We start from the raw sequence: 26,031 nt of genomic DNA, 5'->3' as shown, positions 1-26,031 counted from the left end.
CGCCCCGCCCCGCGCCGACGGGTGGAGGCCGTCCGGGCCCGGCCCGGGCACGGCGAAACCGCGAGGGCGGGGGCGCTGTGTGCGCCCCCGCCCTCGCGGTGGTTCCCTCCCCCGGGGTCAGCCGGTGCTCGCTCCGCCGTCGGCGAGGATCGCGGTGATCGTCTCGGCCAGGCGGCCGAGGTGGGGCGGCTTCATGACGCCGAAGTGGTCGCCGGGGATCCGGTGCAGGGCGACGTCGCCGGTGAGCTCCTGCCAGCGGGTCAGGTACTCGCCGAAGTCCTGCCCGGAGGCCACCTCGTGCTCGCCGTCGGCGAGTTCGTCGCTGGCGATCAGGTTCAGCCGCCCGGCGTAGGGGCGGTGACGGTAGGTCAGGCACATCTCCATGACCTCCCGCCACATCCGGGCGGAGGGCAGCCAGACCTCGCCGGCCCCGTGTTCCGGCAGCACGATCCCGACCTCGGGGTCGACGTCGTCCACCAGGTGTTCGAGCAGCGCCAGGGTCTCCCCGCGGAGCGCCGAGGTGTCCTGCCCGGCCGGGGCGGCGGCCAGTTCGGTCAGCTTCGCCACGCAGCTCTCGATCAGCCGGTACTCCTTCCACAGCTCGGGCCGCTCGTGGTTGTCCAGCCCCGGGTCGAGCAGGACGAAGGTGACCTCCTCGCCCTCGGCGGTGAGCCGGTGGGCCAGCTCGCTGGCGATGCCGCTGCCTCCGCACCAGCCGAACAGCCGGTACGGGCCCTGCGGGGCGGCGGCCCGCAGTTCGGCCAGGTAGCGCTCGGCCATCTGCTCGGTCGAGGGGACGGGCTGCCCGTTCTCGGCCTGGAGACCGGGCCAGGCGAAGGCCGCGACCGGCTGGTCCGGGTCGAGGTACGGCACCAGCGGGCGGTACCAGTGGGCGCTGCCTCCGCCGGGGTGCACGCAGAACAGGGGCGGCCTGCTGCCTTCCCGGCGGAGCCAGACCAGCGCCTCCACCGGCTCGCCGGCCGCCGCCGCGTCGACGGCCGCCGCCAGCCCGGCGACGGTCGGGTCCGCCACGAACGAGCGCACGGTCAGGTCGATGCCGTGCCGCTCGCGCAGCAGGGCGGTGATCCGCAGGATGGCCAGCGAGTGGCCGCCGAGTAGGTAGAAGTCGTCGTCCACCCCGACGTGTTCGAGGCCGAGCACCTCGGTCCAGACCTCGGCGACGGCCCGCTCGGTGGCGGTGCGCGGCGCCGCGGAGCCGGCGGTCGGCGCGGGCCCGGAGGGCTCCGGGAGCGCGGCGCGGTCGATCTTCCCGTGGGCGGTGAGCGGGAGTGCGGGCAGTTCCACCCAGGCGCCGGGGACGAGGTAGTCGGGCACCCGCCGCCGGAGCTGCTCGCGCAGCACGGCGACGTCCAGCGGGCCGGTCCCGGGTTCCGGGACGACGTAGCCGACCAGGCGCTTCTGGCCGTCCGGTCCGGGGTGCACGGCCGCCGCGGCCGCCCGGACCGGCGCGAGGCCGCCGATCATGGCCTCCACCTCGGCGAGTTCCACCCGGTGGCCGCGGATCTTCACCTGGTTGTCGCGGCGGCCGACGAAGGACAGCGTCCCGTCGGGGTCGCGGCGGACGATGTCCCCGGTCCGGTAGAAGCGGGCGCCGGGGAGGTCGCCGGACGGGTCCGGCACGAAGCGGTCCGCGGTGAGGTCGGGGCGGCCGAGGTAGCCGCGGGCGAGCCCGGGGCCGCCGACCAGCAGTTCACCGGCCACGCCGAACGGCACCGGGTCGAGGTGGTCGTCGACCACCAGGACGCGGGTGTCGGTGATCGGCACGCCGATCGGCACCCCGCGGTCGGCGTCGGCCCCGGTCACCCCGCGCAGCGCCGTGCTGAAGGTGGTGCACTCGGTGGGTCCGTAGCCGTTGGTGAGCGCGACGCCGTGGCCGAGGGCGGTGCGCACGTGCGCGGGCGAGAGGGCGTCGCCGCCGGCGAGCACCTGCCGCACCCCGGCCAGCGCGGCCGGCTCGGTCTCCACCATGTGCTGGAACAGGCCGGCGGTGAGCCAGAGCAGCGTCACCCGGTGCCGGCGGAGCACCTCGGCCAGTTCGGCGGCGGTGGTCGCCCCGGGCGGGCAGACCGCCAGGCGGGCACCGTTGCCCAGCGCCCCCCAGACCTCCAGGGTGGAGGCGTCGAAGGCGAGCGGCGCGTGCAGCAGCAGCACCTGGCCGGGGTCGAGGTCGGCGTAGTTGGGGTCGTGCACCAGCCGGACCACGGCCCGGTGGGTGACCTGGACGCCCTTGGGCCGGCCGGTGGAGCCGGAGGTGTAGGTGACGTAGGCCAGGTTGTCGGGGTGGGTGCCCGCCTCGACCGGGGTCTCCGGCAGGACGGCGAGGCCGGTCCAGGCCGCGTCCAGCGGGACGCAGCGCAGGTCGGCGATCCGCGCGAGGCGGTCGGTGTCCTCCGGCCGGCAGATCACCACGTCGGCGCGGACGTCGTCCAGCACGAAGCCGATCCGGGCGTCCGGGTAGGCGGGGTCGAGCGGGACGTAGTAGCCGCCGGCCTTGAGCACGCCGAGCATGGCCAGCACCGCCTCGACGCCGCGGTCCAGGCAGATCGCGACCGGCGTCTCCGGGCCGACGCCCAGCCCGCGCAGCAGGTGGGCCAGCTGGTTGCTGCCGGTGTCCACCTCCCGGTAGGTGAGGCTCCGTTCGGCGTCCTCCAGGGCGATCGCGTCCGGGTCGGAGCGCTCCGCGACCAGCTCGGGCACGCAGACCTCGGGCAGCGGGCGGGTGGCGGGGGCGGTCGCGCCCGGCCGGTCCAGGCCGGGGGCCCGGAAGGCCTGCGGGTCGGCGTCGGCGTCCTCGGCCATCGCGGTGAGCACGGCGATGAAGGTCTCCCCGATCGCCGCCAGCCGTTCCCGGCCGACCCAGCCGGGGCGGCAGGTCATCCGCAGCTCGCCGGGGAAGGTCCAGACGTCGAAGGTGAACTCGTTCGGGCTGTGGTCGGTGACGGTGCCGATGTCCGACCGGTGCTCGTCGAGCACGTGGAAGTCCAGGTAGGCGAAGACCACCTCGACCAGTGGCTCGCCGCCGCCCCACTCGCGCTGCATCGCGGGCAGCGGGTAGCGGCGGTGCGGCCACAGGGCCAGCTCCTCGGCGAACACCGAGCGCACCAGCTCGCGCCAGCTCGGCGCCCGCAGGTCCACGGCGAACGGCACCGTGTTGAGGTACATGCCGCGGACCCGGTCGCCGCCCGGCAGTTCGGGCCGGCCGTTGGTCACCGCCCCGGCGAGGAACCGGCGCTGGCCGCTGAGCAGGCCGAGCACCTTCAGGTGGGCGGTGTAGAGGACGGTCTTGAGCGAGCTCTGGGTGTCGGCGGCGAGCCGGCGCAGCTTCGGCTCCAGCGCCGCCCAGGGCAGCCGCACCTCGGTGGCGGGCAGGTGCGCCTCGGCCGGGGCGGTGTCGGCGGGCAGCCGCAGCCGGTCGTGGCCGGTGATCCGGCCGCGCCAGAACTCCCGGTCCGCCGGGGAGGCCAGGGCGCGCTTCTCCAGCTGGATGAAGTCGGCGTAGCGGACCTCCGGCGGCGCCGCGGCCGGGGCGCCGGTGCCGGCGGCCAGCTCCCGGTAGGCGGCGCGCAGTTCGCCGATGACGGAGTGGTGGCTCCAGCCGTCCAGGATGGCGTGGCACTCGACGTGGGTCAGCAGCCACTCCCGGTCGCCGACCAGGTGGGCGTGGTAGCGCAGCAGCGGGGCGCGCCCGACGTCGAACGGGGTGCGCTGGGCCTCGGCGCGGAAGCGCCGGACGGCGGCCTGCTGCTCCTCGGCCGGCAGGTGGCGCAGGTCGTCCACGCCGATCTCCAGGTGCAGGTCGTCCGCCGCGTGCACCAGCTGGAGCGGTTCGGAGTACCCGGAGAGGTCGAAGGAGGTGCGCAGGATCTCGTGCCGCTCGATCAGCAGCCGGACCGCGCCGTTCAGCGCCTCGGCGGAGAACGGGCCGTCGTCGACGATCTGGAAGGTGCTGGCGTTCTGGTAGGTGTTGCGCTCGGGGTCGGCCAGCATCTCGTAGACCATGCCGACCTGGACCTGGCCCATCGGGTAGGCGTCGGCCAGGCCCTCGGGGAGGCGCTCGCGGTCGGCCGGGTCGAGCAGCTCGAACCGGCCCACCAGGGCGGTCTCGGCCGCGCCGGCGGCCGGCCGGTCGGCCGCCAGCGGGGCCAGCTCGGCGACGGTCTGGCGGGCGAACACGTCCTGGACGGAGAGGGCGAGCCCCTGGTCGCGCAGCGCGCCGACGGCCCGGATGGCGCGCATCGAGTCGCCGCCGAGCTGGAAGAAGCCGTCGTGCACGCCGACCTTGTCGACGCCGAGGGCGGCGGCGAAGGCGTCCGCGAGGGTCTGTTCGAGGGCGCTGCGCGGGGCGACGAACGCGCCGACCAGCTCGGAGCGGGTCCGGTCGGGTGCGGGCAGCGCCTTGCGGTCGGTCTTGCCGCTGGGGGTCAGCGGCAGCGTCTCCAGCGTCGTCCAGTGCACCGGGCGCATGTGCTCCGGCAGCCGTCCGCGCAGGTGCTCGCGGGCCGCCTCGACGTCGGCCCCGGCCGGGACCAGGTAGCCGACCAGTTGGTCGTCGTGGACGGCGACGGCCGCGGCGGCGACGCCGGGGGCCTGCGCCAGGACCGCCTCGATCTCGCCGAGTTCGACCCGCTGGCCGCGGATCTTCACCTGGTGGTCGAGCCGGCCGAGGTACTCGATCTCGCCGTTCGCCCGGTAGCGGGCGAGGTCGCCGGTGCGGTAGAGCCGGCCGCCGGGTTCGGTGGCGAAGGGGTCGGGCACGAAGCGGTCTGCGGTGAGCTCCGCCCGGTTCAGGTAGCCGCGGGCCAACTGGACCCCGCCGAGCAGGAGTTCGCCCGGCACGCCGATCGGCTGCGGGCGCAGCGCGGCGTCCACGATGTAGGTGCGGGTGTTGGAGATCGGGCGGCCGATGGTGACCGGCCGGCCCGGCTCGCAGCGGATCGCGGTGACGTCGACGGCGGCCTCGGTGGGCCCGTACAGGTTGTGCAGTTCGCAGCCGATCCGCTCGTGCACGGCGGTGACCAGCTCGGCGGGCAGTGCCTCGCCGCTGCACACCATGCGGCGCAGCGAGGGCAGCGGCGGCAGCGGCTCGGCGAGGAAGGCCCGCAGCATCGACGGTACGAAGTGCAGGGTGGTGATCCGCTCGGTGCCGATCAGTTCGGCGAGGTAGGCCGGATCGCGGTGGCCGCCGGGGCGGGCCAGGACCAGGGTCGCACCGGTGATCAGCGGCCAGAAGAACTCCCAGACCGAGACGTCGAAGCTGTACGGGGTCTTCTGCAGCACCCGGTCGTCGGCGTCGAGCCCGTAGGCCTCCTGCATCCAGTGCAGCCGGTTGACGATGGCCCGGTGCTCGACCAGCACGCCCTTGGGGCGGCCGGTCGAACCCGAGGTGTAGATCAGGTAGGCCGGGTGCTCGGGCGCCGCCGCGAAGACCGGGTCGTGGCCCCAGCCGCCGGGCAGTTCGGCGGTGATGTCCACCAGGTGCGGGGCGCCGCCGGTCACCAGCGGGGTGAGCCCCGGATCGGTGACCACGGCGAGGGCGCCGGAGTCGGCCAGCATGAAGGCGAGCCGGTCCGCCGGGTAGTCGGGGTCGAGCGGCAGGTACGCGCCGCCGGCCTTGAGCACCGCGAGCAGCGCGACCACCAGGTCGGCGCCGCGGTGCAGGCAGACACCGACCACCGACTCGGGGCCGACGCCGAGCCGGCGCAGGTGGTGGGCGAGCTGGTTGGCCCGGACGTCCAGCTCGCGGTAGCTGAGCTCGGCGCCCTCGAACCGCAGGGCGGTGGCGTTCGGGGTGCGGGCGACCTGCGCCTCGAACAGCAGCGGCAGGGTGCCGGTGGGGTAGCCGCGGCCGGTGGCGTTCCAGCTGAGCAGCTGGCGCTCGCGCTCCTCCCGGGGGAGGATCTCCAGCTCGTCCAGCGGGGTGTCGGGCGCCGCGACGGCGTGCTCCAGCAGCTGGGCGAACTGGGCGGCGAACCGCTCGGCCGTCGCCCGGTCGAACAGCGCGGAGGCGTAGTTGACGCCGCCCGCGAGCGAGCCGTCCGGCTGGGCGGCCAGGCCGACGGTGAGGTCGAACTTGGCGGTGCTCTCGCCGACCGGCAGCCGCTCGACGGTCAGGCCGCCCATGGCCGCGGGCGTGGAGGCGCCGGCGGCGTCCTGCCACAGCAGCATGGAGGAGAACAGCGGTGTGCGGGCGGGGTCGCGCTCGGGCGCCAGCTCCTCGACCAGGCGCTCGAACGGCACCTCCTGGTGGCCGTACGCGTCCAGGGCGGTCTCCCGGACCTGGGACAGCAGCTCGGCGAAGGTCCGCGGGCCGGCCAGGTCGACCCGGAGCACCAGGGTGTTGAGGAAGAGGCCGACGACGTCCTGCACCTCGGCGCGGTCGCGCCCGGCGACCGGGGAGCCGACGGCGACGTCGCGCTGCCCGCTCCAGCGGCCGAGCAGGACGGCGTGGGCGGCCAGCAGGGCCATGAAGGGGGTGGCGCCGTGGTCCCGGGCCAGCGCCGTCAGCCGTCCGGCGGTCGCGGCCGGGACGACCAGCGGCACCAGGGCGCCGGCCGCGTCGCGCACCGGCGGGCGGGGCCGGTCGGTGGGCAGCTCCAGCGGCGCCAGTGCGGCCAGCCGCTCGTTCCAGTGGTCGAGGCGGCGCCGGAGCGCCCCGTCGGAGAGCCGCTCGCGCTGCCAGACGGCGTAGTCGGCGTACTGGACCGGCAGGTCCGGGGTGCGGGCCGGGCGCCCGGCGACGGCGTCGTCGTAGCGCTCGGCGAGTTCGCCGACCAGGAGGTCCTCGGACCAGCCGTCGCAGGCGATGTGGTGGACGGTCAGCAGGACGACGTGCTCCCGCGGGGCGAGCCGGGCCAGGACGGCGGACAGCACCGGGCCCTCGGCGAGGTCCACCGGACGGCGGGCGCCGGTGGCGAGGTCGGCCAGCCGGGCGCCGGCGGCGGCCCGGTCCAGGGTGCTCAGGTCCTCCTCGGTGAGCGGCACGACGCTCGGCGCGTCGACCACCTGGACGGGTTCGCCGTCGACCACCGGGTACCTGGTCCGCAGGACTTCGTGGCGGTGCTGGATCCCGTCGAGCGCGGTCCGCAGCGCGGCCCGGTCGAGGGGGCCGGTCAGCCGCAGCGAGGCCGTCACCAGGTACTCGGTGCTGCCGGGCTGGAGCCGGTCGAGGATCCAGAGGCGGCGCTGGGCGAAGGAGAGCGGCAGCGGGCCGCCGCGCGGTGCCCGGGCGATGCCCTCGGCCGGGGCGGTGCCCGCCCGGCCGGCGAGGCGCCGGCGCAGCAGCTCCTGCCGCAGCCGGGTGCGGTCCGTGGTGTCGGTCATCGGTGCCCCTCCTCGGCGAGCAGGCCCGCCACTTCCTCGTCGGTGAGCGCGGTGATCTCGGCCTCGACGGCGTCGGTCACCGCCTCGGTGAGCCGGGCCACCGTGGTGGCCTCGAACAGCAGGCGCAGCGGCAGCTCGACGGCGAACGTCTCGCGGAGCCGGGCCAGGACCCGGGTGGCCAGCAGCGAGTGGCCGCCCAGGGCGAAGAAGTCGTCCTGGACGCCGATCCGCTCGACGCCCAGCACCTCGCCCCAGATCGCGGCGACCGCCTCCTCGGCGGGGTCGCGCGGGGCCAGGTGCTCGCGGGCCCCGCCGGCCAGCGCGGCGGAGGCGTCGGGCAGTGCCTTGCGGTCGACCTTCTTGCTGGCGGTCAGCGGGAGCGCGTCGAGCGGCACCCACAGCGCGGGGATCATGTACTCGGGGAGCAGCGCCCGCAGGTGGCCGCGGAGTTCGGCCACGTCGGGCATCGGGCTGCCGGGCCGGGCCACCAGGTAGGCGGCCAGCCGGCGTTCGCCGGGGGCGGTCTCCGGGGCGGTCACCACCGCCTCCTGGAGGGCGGGGTGGCGGGCCAGCGCCGCCTCGATCTCGCCGAGTTCGATGCGCAGGCCGCGGACCTTGACCTGCTGGTCGATCCGGCCGAGGAACTCGATGGTGCCGTCCGGCCGGTGGCGGGCGAGGTCGCCGGTCCGGTAGAGGCGCCCGCCCGGCTCGCCGCCGAAGGGGTCGGGCACGAAGCGCTCGGCGGTCAGCTCCGGGCGGCGGTGGTAGCCGCGGGCCAGCCGGACGCCGCCCAGGTACAGCTCGCCGGGGACGCCGACCGGGACGGGCCGCTGGTCGGCGTCGAGGATGTGCGCGCGGGTGCCGGGGACGGGCCGCCCGAGCGGCAGGGCCGAGGCCTCGTCGCCCTCCGCCGGCACCTCGGAGACGGGGTGCAGCAGGCAGGTGACGGTGGCCTCGGTCGGGCCGTAGTTGCACAGGAAGCGGGCGGGCAGGCCGGTCTGCGCCCAGCGCCGCGCGTCCAGGCCGGTGACCACGTCGCTGCCGACGTTCATCAGCTTGAGCCCGCTCAGCAGGTGCAGGTCGGGGGACTCCAGGACGGCCCGGTAGTAGGACGGCGTGATCTCGACGACGGTGACGCCGTGCTCGGCGAGCCGGACCGGCAGCTCGGCCGGGGTCCAGAACACCGGGTCGGCGACCACGATGGTGGCGCCCGCGACCAGGGTGGCCGCGATCTGGTCCATCGCCACGTCGAAGGTGAGGGCGGAGAGCAGGACCACCCGCTCGCCGGGGGCGATGCCGTACTGGTCGGCGATCACCCGGCAGTGGTGGGCGTAGGAGCGGTGCTCGATCATGACGCCCTTGGGGCGGCCGGTCGAGCCGGAGGTGTAGATGACGTAGGCGAGGTTCTCCGGCCGGATCAGGACCGGCTCGGCCTCGGTGGCGGCGCTGTCGGTTCCGGCGGCGGTCCCGTCGTCGGTGTGGGTCCCGTCGTCGGTCCCGTCGGCGAGCACCACCCGGTGGGAGCCGGTCACCCGGTCGGCGAAGGCCCCGGTGGTGACCACGAGTTCCGGGCCGGCGTCGGCGAGCATGAACTCCAGCCGCTCGGCCGGGTGCTGCGGGTCGAACGGCACGTACGAGCCGCCGGCCTTCAGCACCGCGAGCAGCACCACGACCGCCTCGACGCCGCGCTCCAGGAGGGAGCCGACGACCGTCTCCGAGGTGACCCCGAGGGCGCGCAGCCGGGCCGCGAACCGGTCGGCCCGCGCGTCGAGTTCGGCGTAGCTCAGCCGCTGGTCGCCGAAGACCACGGCGACCGCGTCCGGGGTGCGCCGGGCCTGCCGGGCGAAGAGCTCGGGCACGCAGAGCCCGTGCTCCTCGACCGGGTCGAGCTCGGCGGCCCGCCCGCCGGCCGGGTCGGCCCAGCGGGTGAGGACGGTGTGCCGCTCCTCGTCGGTGAGCATGCCGAGGTCGCCGATCCGGGCCCCGGGGGCGGCGGTGACGCTGCCGATCAGGGTCAGGTAGTGGCCGGCCATCCGTTCGACGGTCGCCCGGTCGAAGAGCGCGGTCGCGTACTCGAACCAGCAGTACATCCGGCCGCCGCGTTCCTTGACGGTCACGGTGAGGTCGAACTTGGCGATCTCCAGGCCGGCCCGGACCGGCTCCACGGCGGCCGCGCCGAGCCGGGCGGGGACGCCGGCCAGGTGCTGGTGCTCGAACATGACCTGGAACAGCGGGTTGCGGGAGAGGTCCCGCTCCGGGCGCAGCGCGTCGACCAGGTGCTCGAACGGCACGTCCTGGTGGGCGAAGGCGTCGAGGACCGAGCCGCGGACGTGGTCCAGCAGGTCCGGGAAGGCCGGGTTGCCGGCCAGGTCGTTGCGGATCACCAGGTTGTTGGTGAAGAACCCGACGAGGTCCTCGGTCTCCTGGCGGGTCCGCCCGGCGACGGGGGTGCCGACCGCGAGGTCGTCGAGGCCGGTGTAGCGGTGCAGCATCACCTGGAAGACGGCGAGCAGCACCATGAACGGGGTCGCGCCGTGCCGGCCGGCCAGCTCGGTGACGGCCCGGCCGACCTCCGGCGCCACCTCGACGACCACGTTGGCGCCGCGCGAGTCGCGGACGGCCGAGCGGAGCCGGTCGGTGGGCAGCTCGACCGGCGTCAGGCCGCCCAGGCGGTCGCGCCAGTAGGCGAGCTGGTGGTCCAGCCGGCCGGCGTCCTGCTGCTCGCGCTGCCAGACGGCGAAGTCCGCGTACTGGACCGGCTCGGGGGCCGCCAGGACCGGCGCGTCCTCGGTGAAGGACCGGTAGGCGAGGTCGAGTTCGCGCAGGTAGACGTTGGTCGACCAGGCGTCGAACGCGATGTGGTGCAGGGTCAGGACGAGCAGGTGGTCCTCGGGGGCGGTGCGGATCAGGGTCGCCCGCAGCGGGTGGCCCTGGGCCAGGTCGAACGGGGAGCGGGCCAGCTCGTCGACCAGGGCGCGGGCCCCTGCCTCGGCGTCCGGCCCGGCCGACAGGTCGGTCAGGGTGAAGTCGACCGGCCCGGCGGGGTCGACGACCTGGACGGGGTCGCCGCCCTCGGAGCGGTACCGGGTGCGCAGCACCTCGTGCCGGGCGGAGAGCGCGTCCAGCGCGCCGCGCAGCGCCGCGGTGTCGAGCGGGCCGGTCAGCCGCAGCGCCAGCGGGACGACGTACTCGTGGCTCCCGGGCTCCAGCTGGTCGAGGAACCACATCCGCTGCTGGCCGAAGGAGAGCGGCAGCGGGCGGTCCCGGCCGACGGGGCGGACGGCGTCCGCCGCGGTGCCGGGGCCGGTGCCCGAGGCGCCGTCGATCCGGGCGGCCAGCCCGGCGACGGTCGGCGCGTGGAACAGCTCGCCGACGGTCAGCTCGATGCCGAACGCGCGCCGCAGCCGCAGCACCAGCTTGATCGCGAGCAGCGAGTAGCCGCCGAGCAGGAAGAAGTCGTCGTGCGCGCCGACCCGTTCGACGTCCAGCACCTCGGCCATCAGTGCGGCGACGGTCCGCTCGGCGTCGGTGCGCGGGGCCTCCCAGGCCCGCGCGGCCGGGCGCTCCGGCTCGGCGGCGGGCAGCCGGCGGCGGTCCACCTTGCCGTTGGGCGTGAGCGGCAGCTCGTCGAGCTCGACCACGGCGGACGGCACCATGGCCTCCGGCAGCGCGGCGGCCAGCCGGGCGCGCAGCCCGTCCGGCTCGATCCGCGCCCCGGCGGCGGCCACCACGTAGGCGGTCAACCGGGTGTCGCCGGTGCCGGACCGGTGGGCGGCCACCACGGCGGCGGCCACCGAGGGGTCGGTCGCCAGCAGCGCCTCGATCTCGCCGGGCTCGATCCGCACGCCGCCGATCTTGACCTGGTCGTCGACGCGTCCGACGTACTCCAGCGCGCCGTCCGCGCGGCGGCGCACCAGGTCGCCGGTGCGGTAGCGGCGGGCGCCGGGCACGGCGGCGAACGGGTCCGGGACGAACCGGTCGGCGGTGAGGTCGCCGCGGCCGGCGTAGCCGCGGGCCAGACCGATGCCGCCGACGCAGAGTTCGCCGACGACGCCGACCGGCACCAGACGGTCCTCGGCGTCCACCACGTAGGTGCGCACATTGGGCAGCGGCAGGCCGATCGGCACCTGCTCGCCGGGCTCGGCCGGGTCGTAGGGCCAGGCGGTGGAGTCGATCGCGCACTCGGTGGGGCCGTAGGTGTTGACCACCTCGACGTCGACGATCCGGCGCAGCCGGGCGCAGAGTTCGGCGGGCAGCGGCTCGCCCGCCGAGCAGACCACGCGCAGCGCGTCGCAGTCGGCCAGGGCCGGTTCGTCGAGCAGCAGGCGCAGCATCGAGGGCACGCCCTGGAGCACGGTGACGCGGTGCTCGGCGACGGCGCGGGCCATCACCGCCGGGTCGCGGTGGGCGTCCCGCAGGCCGGTGACCACGGTGGCGCCGCAGACCAGCGGGGAGAGGAACTCCCAGACCGCGGCGTCGAAGCCGATGGTGGTCTTCTGCAGCACCCGGTCACCGGGGCCGAGGCCGTAGCGCTCCACGGACCAGAGCACCCGGTTGCGGATCGCGGCCTCCGGGACGACGACGCCCTTGGGCCTGCCGGTGGAGCCGGAGGTGTACATCACGTACGCGGCCTCGGCGCCGGTGACGCCGGCGGGTTCGAGGTCCGCCGACGGCGCCCCCGCCGGGTCCTCGCCGCCCTCGCCGCCCTCGCGGTCGAGGACGAGCGTGTTCGGGTGCGGCGGCAGCTGGCCGAGCAGGGACTCCTCGGTGACCAGCAGGCCCACCCCGGCGTCGGCGACCAGGTGGGCCAGCCGCTCGGCCGGCTGCTCCGGGGCCAGCGGCACGTAGACGCCGCCCGCGGTCAGCACCGCGAGCAGGGTGGCGACCAGGTCGGTGCCGCGGTGCAGGGCGACGCCGACGGGGCTCTCCCGGCCGACGCCGCGCGAGCGCAGCACCCCGGCGAGCCGCCGGACCCGGTCGGCGAGAGCGGCGTAGTCGGTCCGCCGCGCGCCGGACACCACGGCGACCGCGTCCGGGGTGGCCAGTGCCTGGGCGAAGAACAGTTCGGCCAGCGACCGCCGCGGGCGCCCGGTCTCGGTGCGGTTCCAGCGGGCGAGGTCGGCCAGCTCCGCGTCGGGGACGGTCTCCAGCGTGTGGGCGGGGGCCGCCGGGCGCTCGGCGATGCCCGCCAGCAGCCGCAGCAGGCTCGCCGCCATCCGCTCGATCCGGGCCCGGTCGAAGAGCGCGGTCGGGTAGATCAGCCGGGCCGCGAACGAGCCGTCGGGGAGCTCGGACAGGTGCAGCGAGAGGTCGAACGCGGAGTGCTCGGTGGCCGCCTCGACCTTGCTCACGTCGAGCCCGGGCAGCCGCAGCGGGCGGCGCTCGGCGTTGTGCAGCGCGAAGCCGACCTGGAACACCGGGTTGCGGGAGAGGTCGCGCTCGGGGGCGAGGTCGGCGACCACCCAGCCGAACGGGACGTCCTGGTGCTCGTAGGCGTCCAGGGTGGTCTCGCGGACCCGCGCCAGCAGGTCGAGGAAGGATCCCCGGCCGGACAGGTCGGTCCGCAGCACCAGCGTGTTGAGGAACATGCCGACCAGCGGCTCCAGGGCCACCTCGTCGCGGTCCGAGACCGAGACGCCGACGGCCACGTCGCGGGCGCCGGACCAGCGGGCGAGCAGCAGCTGGAACGCGGCCAGGTGCACCATGAACGGGGTCGCGCCGCCGTCCCGGCCGAGCGCGGCCAGCCGCTGCGCGAGCTCCGCCGGGACGGTGAACGGGACGCTGTCGCCGGCCGGGTCCCACTGCGCCGGGCGGCGGCGGTCGGTGGGCAGCTCCAGCGGTTCCAGGCCGGCCAGCCGCTCCCGCCAGTAGCCGCGCCGCCGCTCGGCCCGCTCGGGGGTGGCGGCCCAGGTGTCGCGCTGCCACTGCGCGAAGTCGGCGTACTGCACCGGGACGGGCTCCAGCGGCGACGGCCGCCCGGCCGCGAAGGCCTCGCAGAGCTCGTGCAGCTCGCGCGCCAGGATGCCCCAGGACCAGCCGTCGAAGGCGATGTGGTGGACGGTCACCAGCAGGACGGCCTCGTCCTCGGCGAACCGGGCCAGGGTCAGCCGCCAGGGCGCCCGGGCGCGCAGGTCGATCGGGGCGCGCAGCTCGGCGGCGTGCAGCTCGCGCACCCTGGCCTCGCGGCCGTCCGCCGGCACCCCGGTCAGGTCGAGCACGGCGAGCGGCACGGGGCCGGGCTCGTCGACGTACTGCACCCCGGTGCCGCCCTCGGTGCCGTAGCGCGAGCGCAGCACCTCGTGCCGCGCCGCGACCTCGGTGAACGCGGCCTCCAGCACCGGCAGGTCGAGCGGGCCGCGGATCCGGAACGCCTCGCACATCAGGTACTCGGTGGAGGCGCCGGAGCGCAGCTGGTCCAGGAACCACAGCTGCTCCTGGGCGTAGGAGAGCGGGAGTCCGCTGTCACCGGTGGGCATCGGACGCCTCCAGGAGCGAGTCGGGGCTGACGGCGGCCGAGTACGGCTCGGCCATGGCCACGGCGATCCGGCGCGGGCCGGTGAACGGCTCGCGGGCGTGCGCCGACAGCATGTTGTCCACCAGCAGGACGTCGTCCCGCTGCCAGTCGAAGCGGCGCCACTCGGCGCGGTAGCAGGCGCGCAGGTGCGCGATGACCTCGTCCGGCACCGGCCGGCCGTCGCCGTAATAGGTGTTGGTCGGCAGCTGGGAGTCGTCGTACATCTCGCGCAGCGCCGAGCTCACCTCCTCGCCGAGCGTGGTCACGTGGAAGAAGGTGAGGTGGTTGAACCAGACCGTCTCGCCGGTCACCGGGTGGCGGTGCACCGCCCGGCGGCGGGCGCGGGTGCGCAGGCCGTCGGCGGTCCACTCGGTGGCGACGCCGTTGCGGGCGCAGTAGGCGTCGACCTCGGCGCGGTCGGAGGTGTTGAAGGCCTGCTGCCACGGGACGCCGAAGCCGTCCGAGAAGTTGCGCACCACCATCCAGCCGCGGGCGGCGAACTCCTCGCGGACGGCGGGGTCGATCGCCTCGTACACCCGGCGGGTGTCGGCGAGCGGGGTGGCGCCGAGCGTCTCCGGCGGCTCGACGCAGTGGAAGAACAGGGTCATCGGCCAGTCGGCCTGGTAGGAGTTCTCGTTGTGGAGGAAGATCTCCTCGTTCGGCGGGTAGTCGGTCGAGGTGTACACCTGACCCTTGATGGTGCTGCGCGGCGAGGACCGCTCGGCGTAGGCCAGGGGCGAGCCGGACACCGCCCGCACCGCCGCCTCGAACCCGTCCACCCCGCCGACGCCGAACCCGCGCAGCAGGACCGCGCCGTGTTCGAGCAGCCGGCCGCGGACGAACGGTCGGGCGGCCGAGAGGTACTCGGCCAGGGGCATGCCGGGAGTGTCGGCCGGCACCGTCAGGGGGAGGACGGAGCCCGCGCCGTTCTCCCGGGGTCGGTCCGCCGGCGCGGGCCGTATGGAGGGGTTCGCAGTCATGCGCCTCAGCGTCGTCGCCCGACGGCCGCTCCCCGGAGAGAACAACCGGCAGTCACGGCGGCAGGCTTGGCGTCGCGGTGACTGCGCCTCCTTCTCTGCAGCCGGACCGGGCCGGTGCGGCAGGCTCGCTGGCGCCGCCACCGGTCACGTGAGGTGCGTGACGCGGCAGTTCACCCGAGGGAGGCCCGTCGTGGCCGAGGAAGACACCGACGACCGCACCTACCGCGTCGTCCTCAACGACGAGGAGCAGTACTCCGTCTGGCCCGCCGACCGGGACCTCCCGCTCGGCTGGTACGCGGAGGGCACCGAGGGCACCAGGGCCGACTGCCTGACCCACATCGGCACGGTCTGGACCGACATGCGGCCGCTCAGTCTGCGCCGCCAGATGGAGCGGGCGGCCGGCTAGCGGCCGGTCCGGCCCCGCGAGGTGTGTGACAGATGACCAGCCCCGACACGCAGGCTCCGGCGGACGAGCAGACCCGTCCGCCGGACCCGCCCGATCCACCCGCTCCGGCGGACGCGGCCGATCCACCCGGCCCGGCGGACGCGGCCGGGACGGAAGCCGTGGTCCCGCTGCACCGCAACCGCGACTTCCTGCTGCTGTGGGGCGGCTCGGCCGTCTCCCTGCTCGGCTCGACCGCGACCACCATCGCCTACCCGCTGCTGGTCCTCGCCCTCACCGGCTCGCCGTTCGACGCCGGGCTCGCCGGCTTCGTCGCGCTGCTGCCCGCCCTGCTGCTCCAGCTGCCGGCCGGCGCCCTGGTGGACCGCTGGCCGCGCCGGCGGCTGATGATCTGGTGCGACGCGCTGCGCGCGCTCGGCGCGGCGGTCATCGCCGGCGCGGCGGCGCTCGACCTGCTCAGCCTCCCGCTGGTGCTGGTGGTGGGGTTCACCGAGGGCGCGCTCACCGTCTTCCACGGCCTCGCCGCGCACGCGGCCGTCCCCAACGTCGTGGCACCGGGCCAGCTTTCGCTGGCGCTGTCCCGCAACGAGGCGCGCGGGCGGGGCGCCGTGATGCTCGGCACGCCGCTCGGCGGCATCCTGTTCGGGCTCGGCCGGGCCGTGCCGTTCGTCGCCGACGCGCTGACCTACCTGGTCTCGCTGACCGGCCTGCTGTTCATCCGCAAGGAGTTCGAGGCCGAGCGGTCCGCCGGCACCGGCACCATGCGCGAGCAGGTCCGGGAGGGCCTGGGGTGGCTCTGGAAGCACCCCTTCCTGCGCACCACCACCCTGCTGGTGGCCGGCAGCAACCTGATGTTCCGGGCGCTGTTCCTGGTCGCCATCGTGCTGGCCACCGACGTCGGCGCGTCCTCGGCCGGGGTCGGCCTGATGGTCGGGGTCGCCGGCGCCGGCGGGCTCGCCGGCTCGCTGGCCGCCCCCTGGTTCGCCCGCCGCCTGGGCCTCAGCGCCCTGGTGATCGCGGCGAACTGGGCCTGGGCCGTGCTGATGGTGGTGATCGCCGTCAGCCGCGACCCGTTCACGCTCGCCGCCGCCTACGCGGCGATGTGGTTCGTCGGGCCGCTGTGGAACGTGGCGCTCGGCAGCTACCAGCTGGGCATCACCCCCGACCGGCTGCGCGGCCGGGTGCTCGCGGCGATGAGCACGCTGTCCAACGGGGCCCTGCCGATCGGCTCGCTGCTCGGCGGCCTGCTGCTCGACTCGGCCGGCGCGCGGACCGCCGCGGTGGCCCTGGCGGGCTGGATGGTGCTGCTCGCCGTCGCCGCCTCGGTCGCCCGCACGGTGCGCACCGTGCCCGGCCCGGCGAACCCGTGACCCGGCGGCGCCACCCCCGCCGCCGTACCGCTCCGCCGGCGGCCGCCGCCCCGGCCGCTCCCCCGGTCCCCGCGCTCCCCCGCGGCCACACCCCCGGCCCCGGCGGCGACGGCCGGACCACCCCTCGATCCAGTGCTGACAGGAGGAACTAGCGTGTTCCGCACCATGCTCGGGCCGCGCCCCGATCCGACGGGGCGAGGCCATCATGCCGGCACCTGACGACCGGCCGGCCGGCGTCCTCGGCACGATCGGCGGCACCCCGCTGGTCGAACTCGCCAAGCTCGCCCCGGGCCGACACTTCACCACCTACGCCAAGCTGGAGGCGTTCAACCCCGGCGGCAGCATGAAGGACCGCTCGGCGCTGGAGATGCTCCGCGAACGGATCCGCACCGGCGCGCTGGTGCCCGGCCGCTCCGTGGTCGTCGAATCCAGCTCCGGCAACCTCGGGATCGGACTCGCCCAGGTCTGCTCCTACTACGGGCTCCGGTTCATCTGCGTGGTGGACCCGCGCACCAACCGCCAGAACATCGCCATCATGCGGGCGCTCGGCGCCGAGGTGGAGGTGGTCCAGGAGACCGACCCGGTGACCGGCGAGTACCTGCCGGTCCGGATCCGCCGGATCAGCGAGCTGACCGCCCGCATCCCCGGCGCCTACTGGCCCAACCAGTACGCCAACCCGCTGAACCCCCAGGCGCACCGGCGGACGATGCGCGAGATCCTGGACGCCGTCCCCGGCGGGATCGACTACCTGTTCTGCGCGACGAGTTCCTGCGGCACCCTGCGCGGCTGCGCGGAGCAGGTCCGCGAACTGCGCCTGCCGGTGACCGTGGTCGCGGTGGACGCCAGGGGCAGCGCCATCTTCGGCGGCGTCCCGACCTCCCGGCTGATCCCCGGCCACGGCGCAGCCGTCCGGCCCGCGCTCTACCGCGACGGCCTCGCCGACGAGGTCGTCCACGTGACCGACCTCGAATGCGTGGTCGGCTGCCGCCGGCTCGCCGGCCGCGAGGCCATCCTGGCCGGCGGCTCGTCCGGCGCGCTGGTGGCGGCGATCGACCTGATGGCCGACCGCATCCCCGCCGGCTCGCGCTGCGCGGTCGTCCTGCCCGACCGCGGCGAGCGGTACCTCGACACGATCTACAACGACGAATGGGTCGCCCGCCACTTCGGCGACGTGTCCCACCTGTGGAAGGAGAAGGAGTACGCGATGAAGGTGGCACCATGCTGATCCTCGGAGCAGGGGAGGTCCGGCAGGTCCTCGACGGTGCCGAGAGCGAGGTCGTCGCGGCCGTCCGCCGCGCCTACGTCCTGCACGACCGGGGCCGCACGGCCCTGCCGCACTCGGTGTTCCTCCGCTTTCCCGACGACCCGCGCAACCGGATCATCGGACTGCCCGCCTACCTCGGCGAGGACGTCCCGGTGGCGGGCATCAAGTGGATCTCCTCCTTCCCCGGCAACACCGCCGCCGGTCGGGAGCGCGCCTCCGCCGCGGTGATCCTCAACTCCATGGCCACCGGGCACCCGGAGGCCCTGCTGGAGGGCTCGCTGATCTCGGCCCGGCGGACGGCGGCCAGCGCCGCCCTCGCCGCGTCCGTCCTCACCTCGGAGACCCCCGAGACCGGAGCCACCCTGATCGGCTGCGGCGTGATCGGCTTCGAGATCCTGAACTACCTCCGGGCCGTCCTGCCGGACCTCGGCACCGTCACCGTGTTCGACCTCGACCGGTCCCGCGCGGAGGCCTTCGCCGCCCGCTGCGAGGCCCGCTGGCCCGGGCTCAAGACGGCCGTCGCCGAGACGGCCGAGGACGCGATGGCCGCCCACCGGCTGGTCTGCCTGGCCACCACCGCCGGGACCCCGCACCTGACCACCGAGGCCTGCCGGCCGGGCACCCTGGTGCTGCACGTGTCCCTGCGCGACCTGACCGCCGAGAGCATCCTGGGCGCGGTCAACGTGGTCGACGACGCCGACCACGTCTGCCGGGAGCGGACGTCCCTGCACCTGGCCGAGGAGCTGGTCGGCAACCGGGACTTCATCTCCACCTCGCTCGGCGCCGTGCTCCGCGCCGACGAGCCCTACCGGCGCACCGAGGACGGCGTCACCGTCTTCTCGCCGTTCGGGCTCGGCGCGCTCGACCTCGCCCTGGCGGGCCTGGTCCACCGGCAGGCGCGCGAGCGCGGGCTGGGCACCCGGGTGGCGGGATTCCTGCCGGAGGGCGCCGGAGCCGCCGCCGGGTGACGCCACCGGCGCCGCCGGGGCCCCGGGACCGCCGCTCGGCCGGCGGCGGCCCGGGGCCCGGCGGTGGGGCGGGGCCCGGCGGTGGGGCGGGGGCCCGGGGGCGGGGCGGGGCCCGGCGGTGGGGCGGGGGCCCGGGGGCGGGGCGGGGCCCGGCGGTGGGACGCGCCGCGGGACACCCGGGGGGTGCGCCCCACCGACCGGAAACCGGGTCGTCGCAGGTCAGAGCCGTGGGCCGGTACGATGATCCCTCACCTATCGGGGGGTCAGATGAGCCAGCCGGACGTTCCGGCCCTGGGACCGCTGCTGCGCGCGCACCGCCACGCCGCCGGGCTGACCCTGGAGGAACTGGCGGAGGGTTCGGGCGTCAGCGCCCGCGCCATCGGCGACATGGAGCGCGGCCACAGCCGCGGCCCCCAGGCCCGCACCGTCCAGGCCCTCGCCACCGCCCTGGGGCTCGCCCCGGCCGCCAGCGGGACGCTGCTGGGCGCGGCCCGCGCCGGCCGGCGACGGCACCCGGCCGCCGAGGCCACCGGGCTCTGCGACCTGCCGCCCGCGGTACCCGACTTCACCGGCCGCGAGACCGAGACCGACTGGCTCGCCCGGACCGCCGGCGCCCCGGCCGCTCCACCCGTCTCGATCGTCTCCGGCGCGCCCGGACTGGGCAAGACCGCACTCGTCGTGCACGCCGGGGCGCGGCTGGCCGACCGGTTCGCCGACGGCTGCTTCTTCGTCGACCTGCGCGGCCTGGACGCCGAACCGGTCACCCCGCACGACGCCCTGGGCCGCCTGCTGCGGGCGCTGGGCGTCCGCGAACGCGACCTGCCGGGCGAGACCGACGAGCGCCGCGGGCTCTACCGCCGGCTGATGCGGGAGCGGGAGGCCCTCGTCGTCCTGGACAACGCCGCCCACGAGGCCCAGGTCCGCGCGCTGCTGCCCGGCCCGGGCGCGGGCCGGCTCTGGGTGACCAGCCGCCGCACGCTCGCCGGGATCGAACACGCCCGGCGGCTCCTCCTGGCGCCGCTGCCCGTCGGCGCCGCCACCGCGCTGCTCGGCGCGATCCTCGCCCAGGCCGAGGACGAGCCGGCGGGCGGGTCCGCCCCGGCAGCGCTGGCGCGGATCGCGGAGCTGTGCGGGCACCTCCCGCTGGCGCTGCGCATCGCCGGGAACCGGCTGCTCAGCCGGCCCGCCTGGAGCGCGGACGGCCTCGCCGAACGGCTCGGGGACGAGGACCTCCGGCTGCGCCGCCTGACCGCCGGGGACCTGCGCATCCGCTCGGCGTTCCGGCTCTCCTACGAGCAGCTGGCCGAGCCGGTGCGGCGCCTCTTCCGCCGGCTCGCGCTCGTCCCGGGAGCGGACTTCGACACCGGCGCCGGCGCCGCCCTCACCGGTCTGCGGCCGGACGCGGTCGAGGAGATGCTCGACGAACTCCTCGACCTCGGCCTGCTCGGGCACACCGCCGGCGACCGGCTGCTCTTCCACGACCTGCTGCGGCTGTACGCGCGCGAGCGGCTCCACGAGGAGGAGACCCCGCGGGACGTCGCCGCCGCCGAGGCGGCGCTGTACCGCTGGCTGCTCGACGCGGCGGCGGAGGCCGGGCAGTGGTTCCAGCCCGGACCGCCGCCGGCCGGCCGCGCGGCGGCACCCGTCGGCTTCGGCTCGGCGCGGGCCGCGCAGGCCTGGCTGGAGGCCGAGAGCGCCAACTGGCTGACCGCCCTGCGCGCCGCGGCCGCGGCCGGCCGGCACACCGACGTCGTCCGGACCGCGGAGTCCATGCACTGGTTCTCCGACCGCTGGACCAACTGGGGCCACTGGCCCACCGTCTTCGGACTGTCCCGCACGGCGGCGCACGCCCTGGGCGACGACGTCCTCGCGGCCACCCACGCCAACTACCTGGCCTGGGCGGTGCACTACTGCTCGCACCAGCCCCGCGAATCGTCCGCCATCGCGGAACAGGCGGCCGAACTCGCCCGCCGCGGCGGGGACGTCACCCAGGAGGCGTGGGCGCACTTCTACGCGGCGGCGGCCGCCAACCGGCTGGGCGAGCCCGCCGACGCCGTCCCCCGGGCCCGGCGGTCGGCCGAACTCTTCGCGACGGCGGGCGACCGCGAGGGCCGCCCCCAGGCCCTGCTGGCCCTGGCCTCGGCCCAGGCCGGCACCGGCGGCCACGCGGACGCGGTGGCCACCACCGACACCATCCTCGCCCTGCTCGCCGACCCGGCCACCGCACCCGCCGCGCACATCGGCGACTTCACCCGGACCAACGCCCTGTCCCAGCGGGGCGGCGCCCTGCTCGCCCTCGGCCGCGCCCAGGAGGCCGAGCGCACCTACGCCGAAGCCCGCACCGTGGGCGCCCGCGTCGCCGTCCCCCTCCTCCAGGCCATCGCCGCCCTCGGCCAGGCCCAGGCCCTGGCCACCCTCGGCCACCACGACCGCGCCCTCACCGCCGCCCGCGAAGCCAGAACCTTCGCCGAATCCGCCGCCGACCCCACCCGCCTCACCGAAGCCACCCGACTGGAAGCCACCCTGACGGCGCTGAAGGAGTGACCCTGGCGCGGCGCCGACGGAGCCGGACTCGTTCCTGCCCGAGCGTCTCGGGGCGACCCCCAGGTGTCCGGCACGGCGGAGCTGCCCTCTGCTACCGGCTCGGGGCCTCGTGCGCGGTCCGCAGTGGTCGATCGGAACGCCACCCGGCGAACGAGCCGTCGCGGGAACGTACGCCCTCAAGGTCGCCTTCGAACAGCACTGCGGCCTCCGGCCTGCGTGCCGGAGGATCGGCCAGATAGCTGTTGCCGTGATCCCAGGTCCGAAGCTCGCCCGGGAGCGCTTCGTACCAGGCCAGGCCACGGACATCGCAGTTCCTGCACAGGAGCCCCCGCACACACCGCGCTCGGCCTCCAGCGGACCGGCCGGATCATCACCAGCGCCGCGCTGCTGCTGGTGGTCGTGGTCTGCGGGTTCCTGACCTCCTCCGTCGCGTTGCTGCAGATGATCGGGTTCGGCCTGGTCATCGCCGTCCTGGTGGACGCGACGCTGGTCCGGGCCGTGCTCGTACCGGCGAGCATGAAGCTGCTGGGCCACTGGGCCTGGTGGGCGCCACGACCGCTGCGGAACCTCCGGCCTCGCCTCGGCCTCGCCCACCGGGAAGGGGCGCCGGGGAGCCGCTCACTCCGCCACCCCTCCGGACGCGTTGATCCCGTCCGGCCCCCGGTCGACCGGGCTCAGCCCGGGAGAGCCGGGTGGGTGGCGGGGTCGTGGGCGGTGGACTGCCAGGCGCGGGGGGTGAGGCCGTAGGTGGTGCGGAAGACGCGGCTGAAGTGGCTGGTGCTGACGAAGCCCCAGCGGCCGGCGACGGCGGCCACGGTGGCGGGGCGGGCCGACGGGCGGGCCAGGTCGCGGCGGCACATCTCCAGGCGGCGCCGCTGGATCCAACGGCCCACGGTGACGCCCTCGTACTGGAAGAGCTTGTGCAGGTAGCGCACCGAGAAGTGGTGGGCGGCCGCGATCCCCTCCGGGGAGAGCCCGGGGTCGGGGAGCCGGCGCAGGATGTACTCCTTCGTCCGGGCGATCGTGGCCAGGACCTCCTCGGGCACCGGTCCGGCCGCCCGCCGGCGGTGCTCGTGGGCGAGGACGGTGAGCAGGTCCAGTGCCGTACCGGCGAGCCGGGCGGCCACCTGCGGCTCCGGTGCGACCCCGGGGCGGGCCAGCCGGTCCAGGTAGGCGGCCACCAGCGCGGCCGTCCCGGTGTCCGAGTGGAAGGCCGTGCCGGACAGCTCCCGCAGGTCCTCCTCGGCCACTCCGGCCGCTGCCCGGGGCCAGTGGAAGGCCGTGCCGGAGAAGGCCTCCGACACCTCCAGGACGACCGGGCGGCCGGTCCGGGCGACGGCGAACTCGCCCGGCCGCAGGGGCACCCCGTGACCGTCCAGGAGCAGCGCGGCCGTGCCGTGCCGCGGCAGCACCAGGGTGATGTGGTCGCCGCGGCCGCACAGCACCACGCTGCGGCCGTGCGCGGCCGGCCACGGACCGGCGACGATCGAGGAGACCCGCAGCGGGCCGAGCCGGTGGCCGGCGATGCTCGCGGCGAAGGGGATGTGGCCGGACGGGGCGTGGCCGGACGGGACGAGGACGGGGACGGGGGCGAGGACGGGCATCGGTACTCCTGCGACGGCCGCCGGGGTGGTCCCGGGCGGCCGGGTGCTGGCACGGGGTGAGGGAAGGGCGCGGGCGACGCGGCCCGCCCTCCCATCCCAGCCGGTCGGACAGCGGGTGACCAGGAAGAACAGCAGGAGGAACTGCGCGGTCGCCGGTGCCGCACGAGCCCCCGTCCTGCCCCGCACCGGCACCGGCTGCCAGCGGCGGCCGGCCTACCAGGAGTGGCGGTGCAGGGCGAGGTGGAGGGTGTCCACGGCCTGGATGAGGGCGGAGCGGGCCGAATCGGTGCGGCAGTGCGAGTCGAGCAGGACGAAGCCGTGCACCACGCCCTGGTAGCGGGTGGCCACCACCGGTACCCCGGCCCGGCGCAGCCGGGCCGCGTAGGCCTCGCCCTCGTCCCGCAGCACGTCGGCCTCGGCGGTGATCACCAGCGCCGGTGGGAGCCCGGCGAGTTCCTCCAGTCCGGCGCGCAGCGGGGCCGCCAGGGGCTGCGCCCGGCCGGCCGGGTCGGGCAGGTAGGCGTCCCAGAACCGGCGCATGTCCGCCCGGTGGAGGAAGTACCCGTCGGCGAAGGCACGGTAGGAGGGGGTGTCGAAGTCCGCGTCGGTCACCGGGCAGATCAGCACCTGGTGGAGCAGCTCGGGGCCGCCGCGCCGGCGCAGGAGCAGGGTGAGCGCCGCGACCAGGTTGGCGCCCGCGGAGTCGCCGGCGGCGGCGATCCGGCTCCCGTCCAGCCCGATCTCGTGGCCGTGCGCGGCGATCCAGCGGGCGACGGCGTAGCACTGCTCGACGGCGACCGGGAACCGCTCGGCGGGCGGGCGCCCGTAGTCGACGAGGACCACGGCGGCGTCCGCGCCCACGGCGAACTCCCGCAGCAGGTGGCGGTAGCTGTCGGCGTCGCCCAGCACCCAGCCGAGGCCGTGCAGGAAGAGGACCACCGGGGTCGGCCGGGCGGCGTCGACCGGGCGGATCACCTGGATCCGGACGTGACCGGCCGGTGTCGGCAGCGCAAGCCGGGTGGCGACGGTGTCCCGGTGGCCGTCCGACGGGTGGGGCCCGGCCAGGAAGGCGAGGTCGAGGGGCTCCGGCGCGCTCCCGCCGGGCGGCGCCGCCGTCCGAACGCGGCGGGCGTGGGCGCGGGCGGCCAGGAAGTCCTGGAGGCCGTCGTCCAGGATCGGGCCCGGGGCCTCGGGGGTGGTGCTCTCGGACACTGGTGTGCTGCTCCTGGCGTAGCGGCCGGGTCGGACCGGCTTCCGCGGGTGGGCGTGGCCCCGCCCGGGTGGTCGTGGGCTCGCCCGGCGCCGCGGCGTGCGGCGTGCCGGCGCCGCGGGTCCGGGCACGGCGGCGAGCCGGGGGTACTGCCACCGTGCCCGGAGAGCGTGCCGGCCGGGGCCCGGGGCGCCCGGCCGGCACGTCGTCACCTTAGGGACCGGCCGGGCCCGGGACCGTACCCGGAGCGCATCGGAAGCCGCCGCTCCGTGCACGGCGGTCGGGCGGTCCCGCGCGCCGCCGCGTGCACGGCGGTCGGCCGGTCCCGCGCGCCGCTCCGTGCACGGCGGTCAGCCGGCCGTGCGCGCCTCTTCCGTACATCGCGCCCGCCACTCGCGCGGGGACGTCCCGTACGCGGCCCGGAAGGCCCGGCTGAAGTGCGCGGGGTTGACGAACCCCCAGCGCTGGGCGACCGCCGAGACGGTCGGCGCGCTGCGGCTGCGCCGGCCGAGCTCCCGGGCGCACTCCTCCAGCCGGCGCCGCTGGATCAGCCGGCCCACCGTCACGCCTTCGTTCTCGAAGAGCCGGTGCAGGTAGCGCACCGAGATGCGGTGGGCGTCGGCGATGCCCTGCGGGGTCAGCCCCGGATCGCCGAGGTGGCGGTCGATGTGGGCGCGGACCAGCCGGACGAGGTGGCCGCCGGCCTCGTCGGGGCCGGCGGCCGGGCGCCCCGCCAGCTCGCCGACCAGGGTGAGGAACAGGTCGGCGACACTGCCCGCCAGGAGGTCCCCGACGGCGGACGGGTAGCTGGGCGCGGCGTCGGCGAGGGTGTCGAGGAAGGGCAGCAGGACCGCGCCGAGGCTCTCCCGCGAGGTGACGGCCCGCCCGGTCACCCGGCGGATGTCGGCCTCCGGCACACCGAGCAGCCGGTGCGGCAGGTGGAACACGTGGGAGCGGAAGCGCTGCGGGTAGTCGACCGAGTAGGGGCGCGCGGTGTCGTACAGCACGAGGTCGCCGGGCGCGACCTCGGCCCGGCGACCGTCCTGGGTCAGCACGGCGTGGCCGGACACCTGGACGCCCACCGCCACCTGCGCCTCCGCCCCGGCCGAGCGCGCGATCAGGCCCGGCGTCCGGGACAGCCGGGTGGCGTCCGCCTCCAGCGTGGACACCCGCAGGCTGCCCAGCCGGTGCGACTCCAGCCGGCCGTCGAACGGGCCGTCGGCGAGCGGCACCACCTCCACCGGCGCCAGCGCGGACGAGACCGCCCGGCCCCAGTGCCCCGCCTTCTCCCCGTCCGGCACCGCGGCGGTTGTGACCCGCAGGTTCACCTGGCTGCCCCTCTCTGTCGGCGTTCACGGCCGAAGCCCCGCACGTCCAGCCTGCGGCAGGGAGCGGATGAGTGCCTAGGTCGTCTGACTGTCGTTCTGACGAGCCGGGGCGGCCGGGCGCGCTGGGGCACGGCTCCCCCGGGTCGGCGACCCTCCCGGCGGGGTCGGCCGTCCGTTCCGTCCGCGCCGGGGCGCGGCACCCGGCGGGCCTGGGTCGTCGGGCGGCGACCCGTCGCCGGGCAGGGTCAAGGCTAACCGGCCGTCAGCCGTGCTCGCGCCCGCCCGGCAACGCCCGCACGCCCCGGACCTGCGCCGATGCGCAGGTCCGGGGCGTGCGGGGGCCGCGGGGGTGGTGGGTGGCCGCCGGGGCGGGCCACCCCACCGGATCAGGCGTCGGATCAGGCGTCGGATCAGACACCCCATGTCGTTAGAGGTCAAGCGGCATGGAGTTGGGCGTGGTGCGCCCAGGCGGTCGCTTCGCTGTAGTGGGTACGGGTTTTGAGGC

At 76.1% G+C, this 26,031-nt stretch carries 12 protein-coding genes; 6 read left to right on the top strand and 6 right to left on the bottom strand.

The genetic code is table 11. The features are described 5' to 3' along the window. Window positions 1-117: 117 nt before the first annotated feature. Genes ACZ34W_RS07885 through ACZ34W_RS07875 form a run of 3 tightly spaced genes read right to left on the bottom strand, consistent with a single transcriptional unit; the run spans window position 118 to window position 14,733 of the window. On the bottom strand, window positions 118-7,341 hold the full coding sequence (locus ACZ34W_RS07885) for an amino acid adenylation domain-containing protein (protein WP_465602515.1): 7,224 nt from the start codon (window positions 7,339-7,341) through the stop codon (window positions 118-120). Beyond that, entirely contained in the window at window positions 7,338-13,817 is a 6,480-nt protein-coding gene (locus ACZ34W_RS07880; RefSeq protein WP_465602513.1) for an amino acid adenylation domain-containing protein, read from the bottom strand. The genes ACZ34W_RS07885 and ACZ34W_RS07880 overlap by 4 nt, the downstream gene beginning before the upstream one ends. After that, the gene (locus tag ACZ34W_RS07875) at window positions 13,804-14,733 is read right to left on the bottom strand and encodes a TauD/TfdA family dioxygenase (protein WP_442906766.1); all 930 of its coding nucleotides are present in this window, start codon (window positions 14,731-14,733) and stop codon (window positions 13,804-13,806) included. Before ACZ34W_RS07875 ends, ACZ34W_RS07880 begins: the two co-directional genes overlap by 14 nt. A gap of 292 nt (window positions 14,734-15,025) precedes the next feature. Here ACZ34W_RS07875 and ACZ34W_RS07870 point away from each other — a divergent pair, with 292 nt between their 5' ends. The 6 genes from ACZ34W_RS07870 (at window position 15,026) to ACZ34W_RS07845 (ending at window position 22,131) form a co-directional block, all read left to right on the top strand. After that, on the top strand, window positions 15,026-15,241 hold the full coding sequence (locus ACZ34W_RS07870; protein WP_329486323.1) for an MbtH family protein: 216 nt from the start codon (window positions 15,026-15,028) through the stop codon (window positions 15,239-15,241). A gap of 32 nt (window positions 15,242-15,273) precedes the next feature. After that, the gene (locus ACZ34W_RS07865; protein WP_465602510.1) at window positions 15,274-16,608 is read left to right on the top strand and encodes an MFS transporter; all 1,335 of its coding nucleotides are present in this window, start codon (window positions 15,274-15,276) and stop codon (window positions 16,606-16,608) included. Between the two features lie 205 nt (window positions 16,609-16,813). Continuing rightward, complete coding sequence (gene sbnA / locus ACZ34W_RS07860) at window positions 16,814-17,833, top strand: 2,3-diaminopropionate biosynthesis protein SbnA (protein WP_329486327.1); 1,020 nt, start codon at window positions 16,814-16,816, stop codon at window positions 17,831-17,833. Then, window positions 17,827-18,840 carry a 2,3-diaminopropionate biosynthesis protein SbnB gene (gene sbnB / locus ACZ34W_RS07855; protein WP_329486328.1) on the top strand — a complete coding sequence of 338 codons (1,014 nt, stop codon included), beginning with the start codon at window positions 17,827-17,829 and terminating at the stop codon, window positions 18,838-18,840. The genes sbnA and sbnB overlap by 7 nt, the downstream gene beginning before the upstream one ends. A gap of 267 nt (window positions 18,841-19,107) precedes the next feature. Further along, complete coding sequence (locus ACZ34W_RS07850) at window positions 19,108-21,384, top strand: ATP-binding protein (protein WP_465602507.1); 2,277 nt, start codon at window positions 19,108-19,110, stop codon at window positions 21,382-21,384. Window positions 21,385-21,447: 63 nt separating this feature from the next. Further along, entirely contained in the window at window positions 21,448-22,131 is a 684-nt protein-coding gene (locus ACZ34W_RS07845; RefSeq protein WP_465602505.1) for an MMPL family transporter, read from the top strand. On the opposite strand, the gene ACZ34W_RS07840 is transcribed toward ACZ34W_RS07845, so the two are convergent. From ACZ34W_RS07840 to ACZ34W_RS07830, 3 genes are all read right to left on the bottom strand, one after another. After that, window positions 22,059-22,988 (bottom strand): helix-turn-helix domain-containing protein, encoded by a 930-nt coding sequence (locus ACZ34W_RS07840; RefSeq protein ID WP_465602503.1) that lies wholly within the window; start codon window positions 22,986-22,988, stop codon window positions 22,059-22,061. The genes ACZ34W_RS07845 and ACZ34W_RS07840 overlap by 73 nt on opposite strands. Before the next feature lie 213 nt (window positions 22,989-23,201). Continuing rightward, entirely contained in the window at window positions 23,202-24,200 is a 999-nt protein-coding gene (locus ACZ34W_RS07835; RefSeq protein WP_465602501.1) for an alpha/beta hydrolase, read from the bottom strand. A 348-nt stretch (window positions 24,201-24,548) separates the two neighbouring features. Further along, window positions 24,549-25,526: an AraC-like ligand-binding domain-containing protein gene (locus ACZ34W_RS07830; RefSeq protein WP_465602499.1), complete on the bottom strand. Its 978-nt coding sequence runs from the start codon at window positions 25,524-25,526 to the stop codon at window positions 24,549-24,551. Window positions 25,527-26,031: the final 505 nt, after the last annotated feature.

Source organism: Kitasatospora sp. NPDC022856 (genome assembly GCF_055561235.1).
The sequence above is the reverse complement of the archived record's forward strand: the minus strand, read 5'-3'. Positions and strand labels throughout refer to the sequence as shown.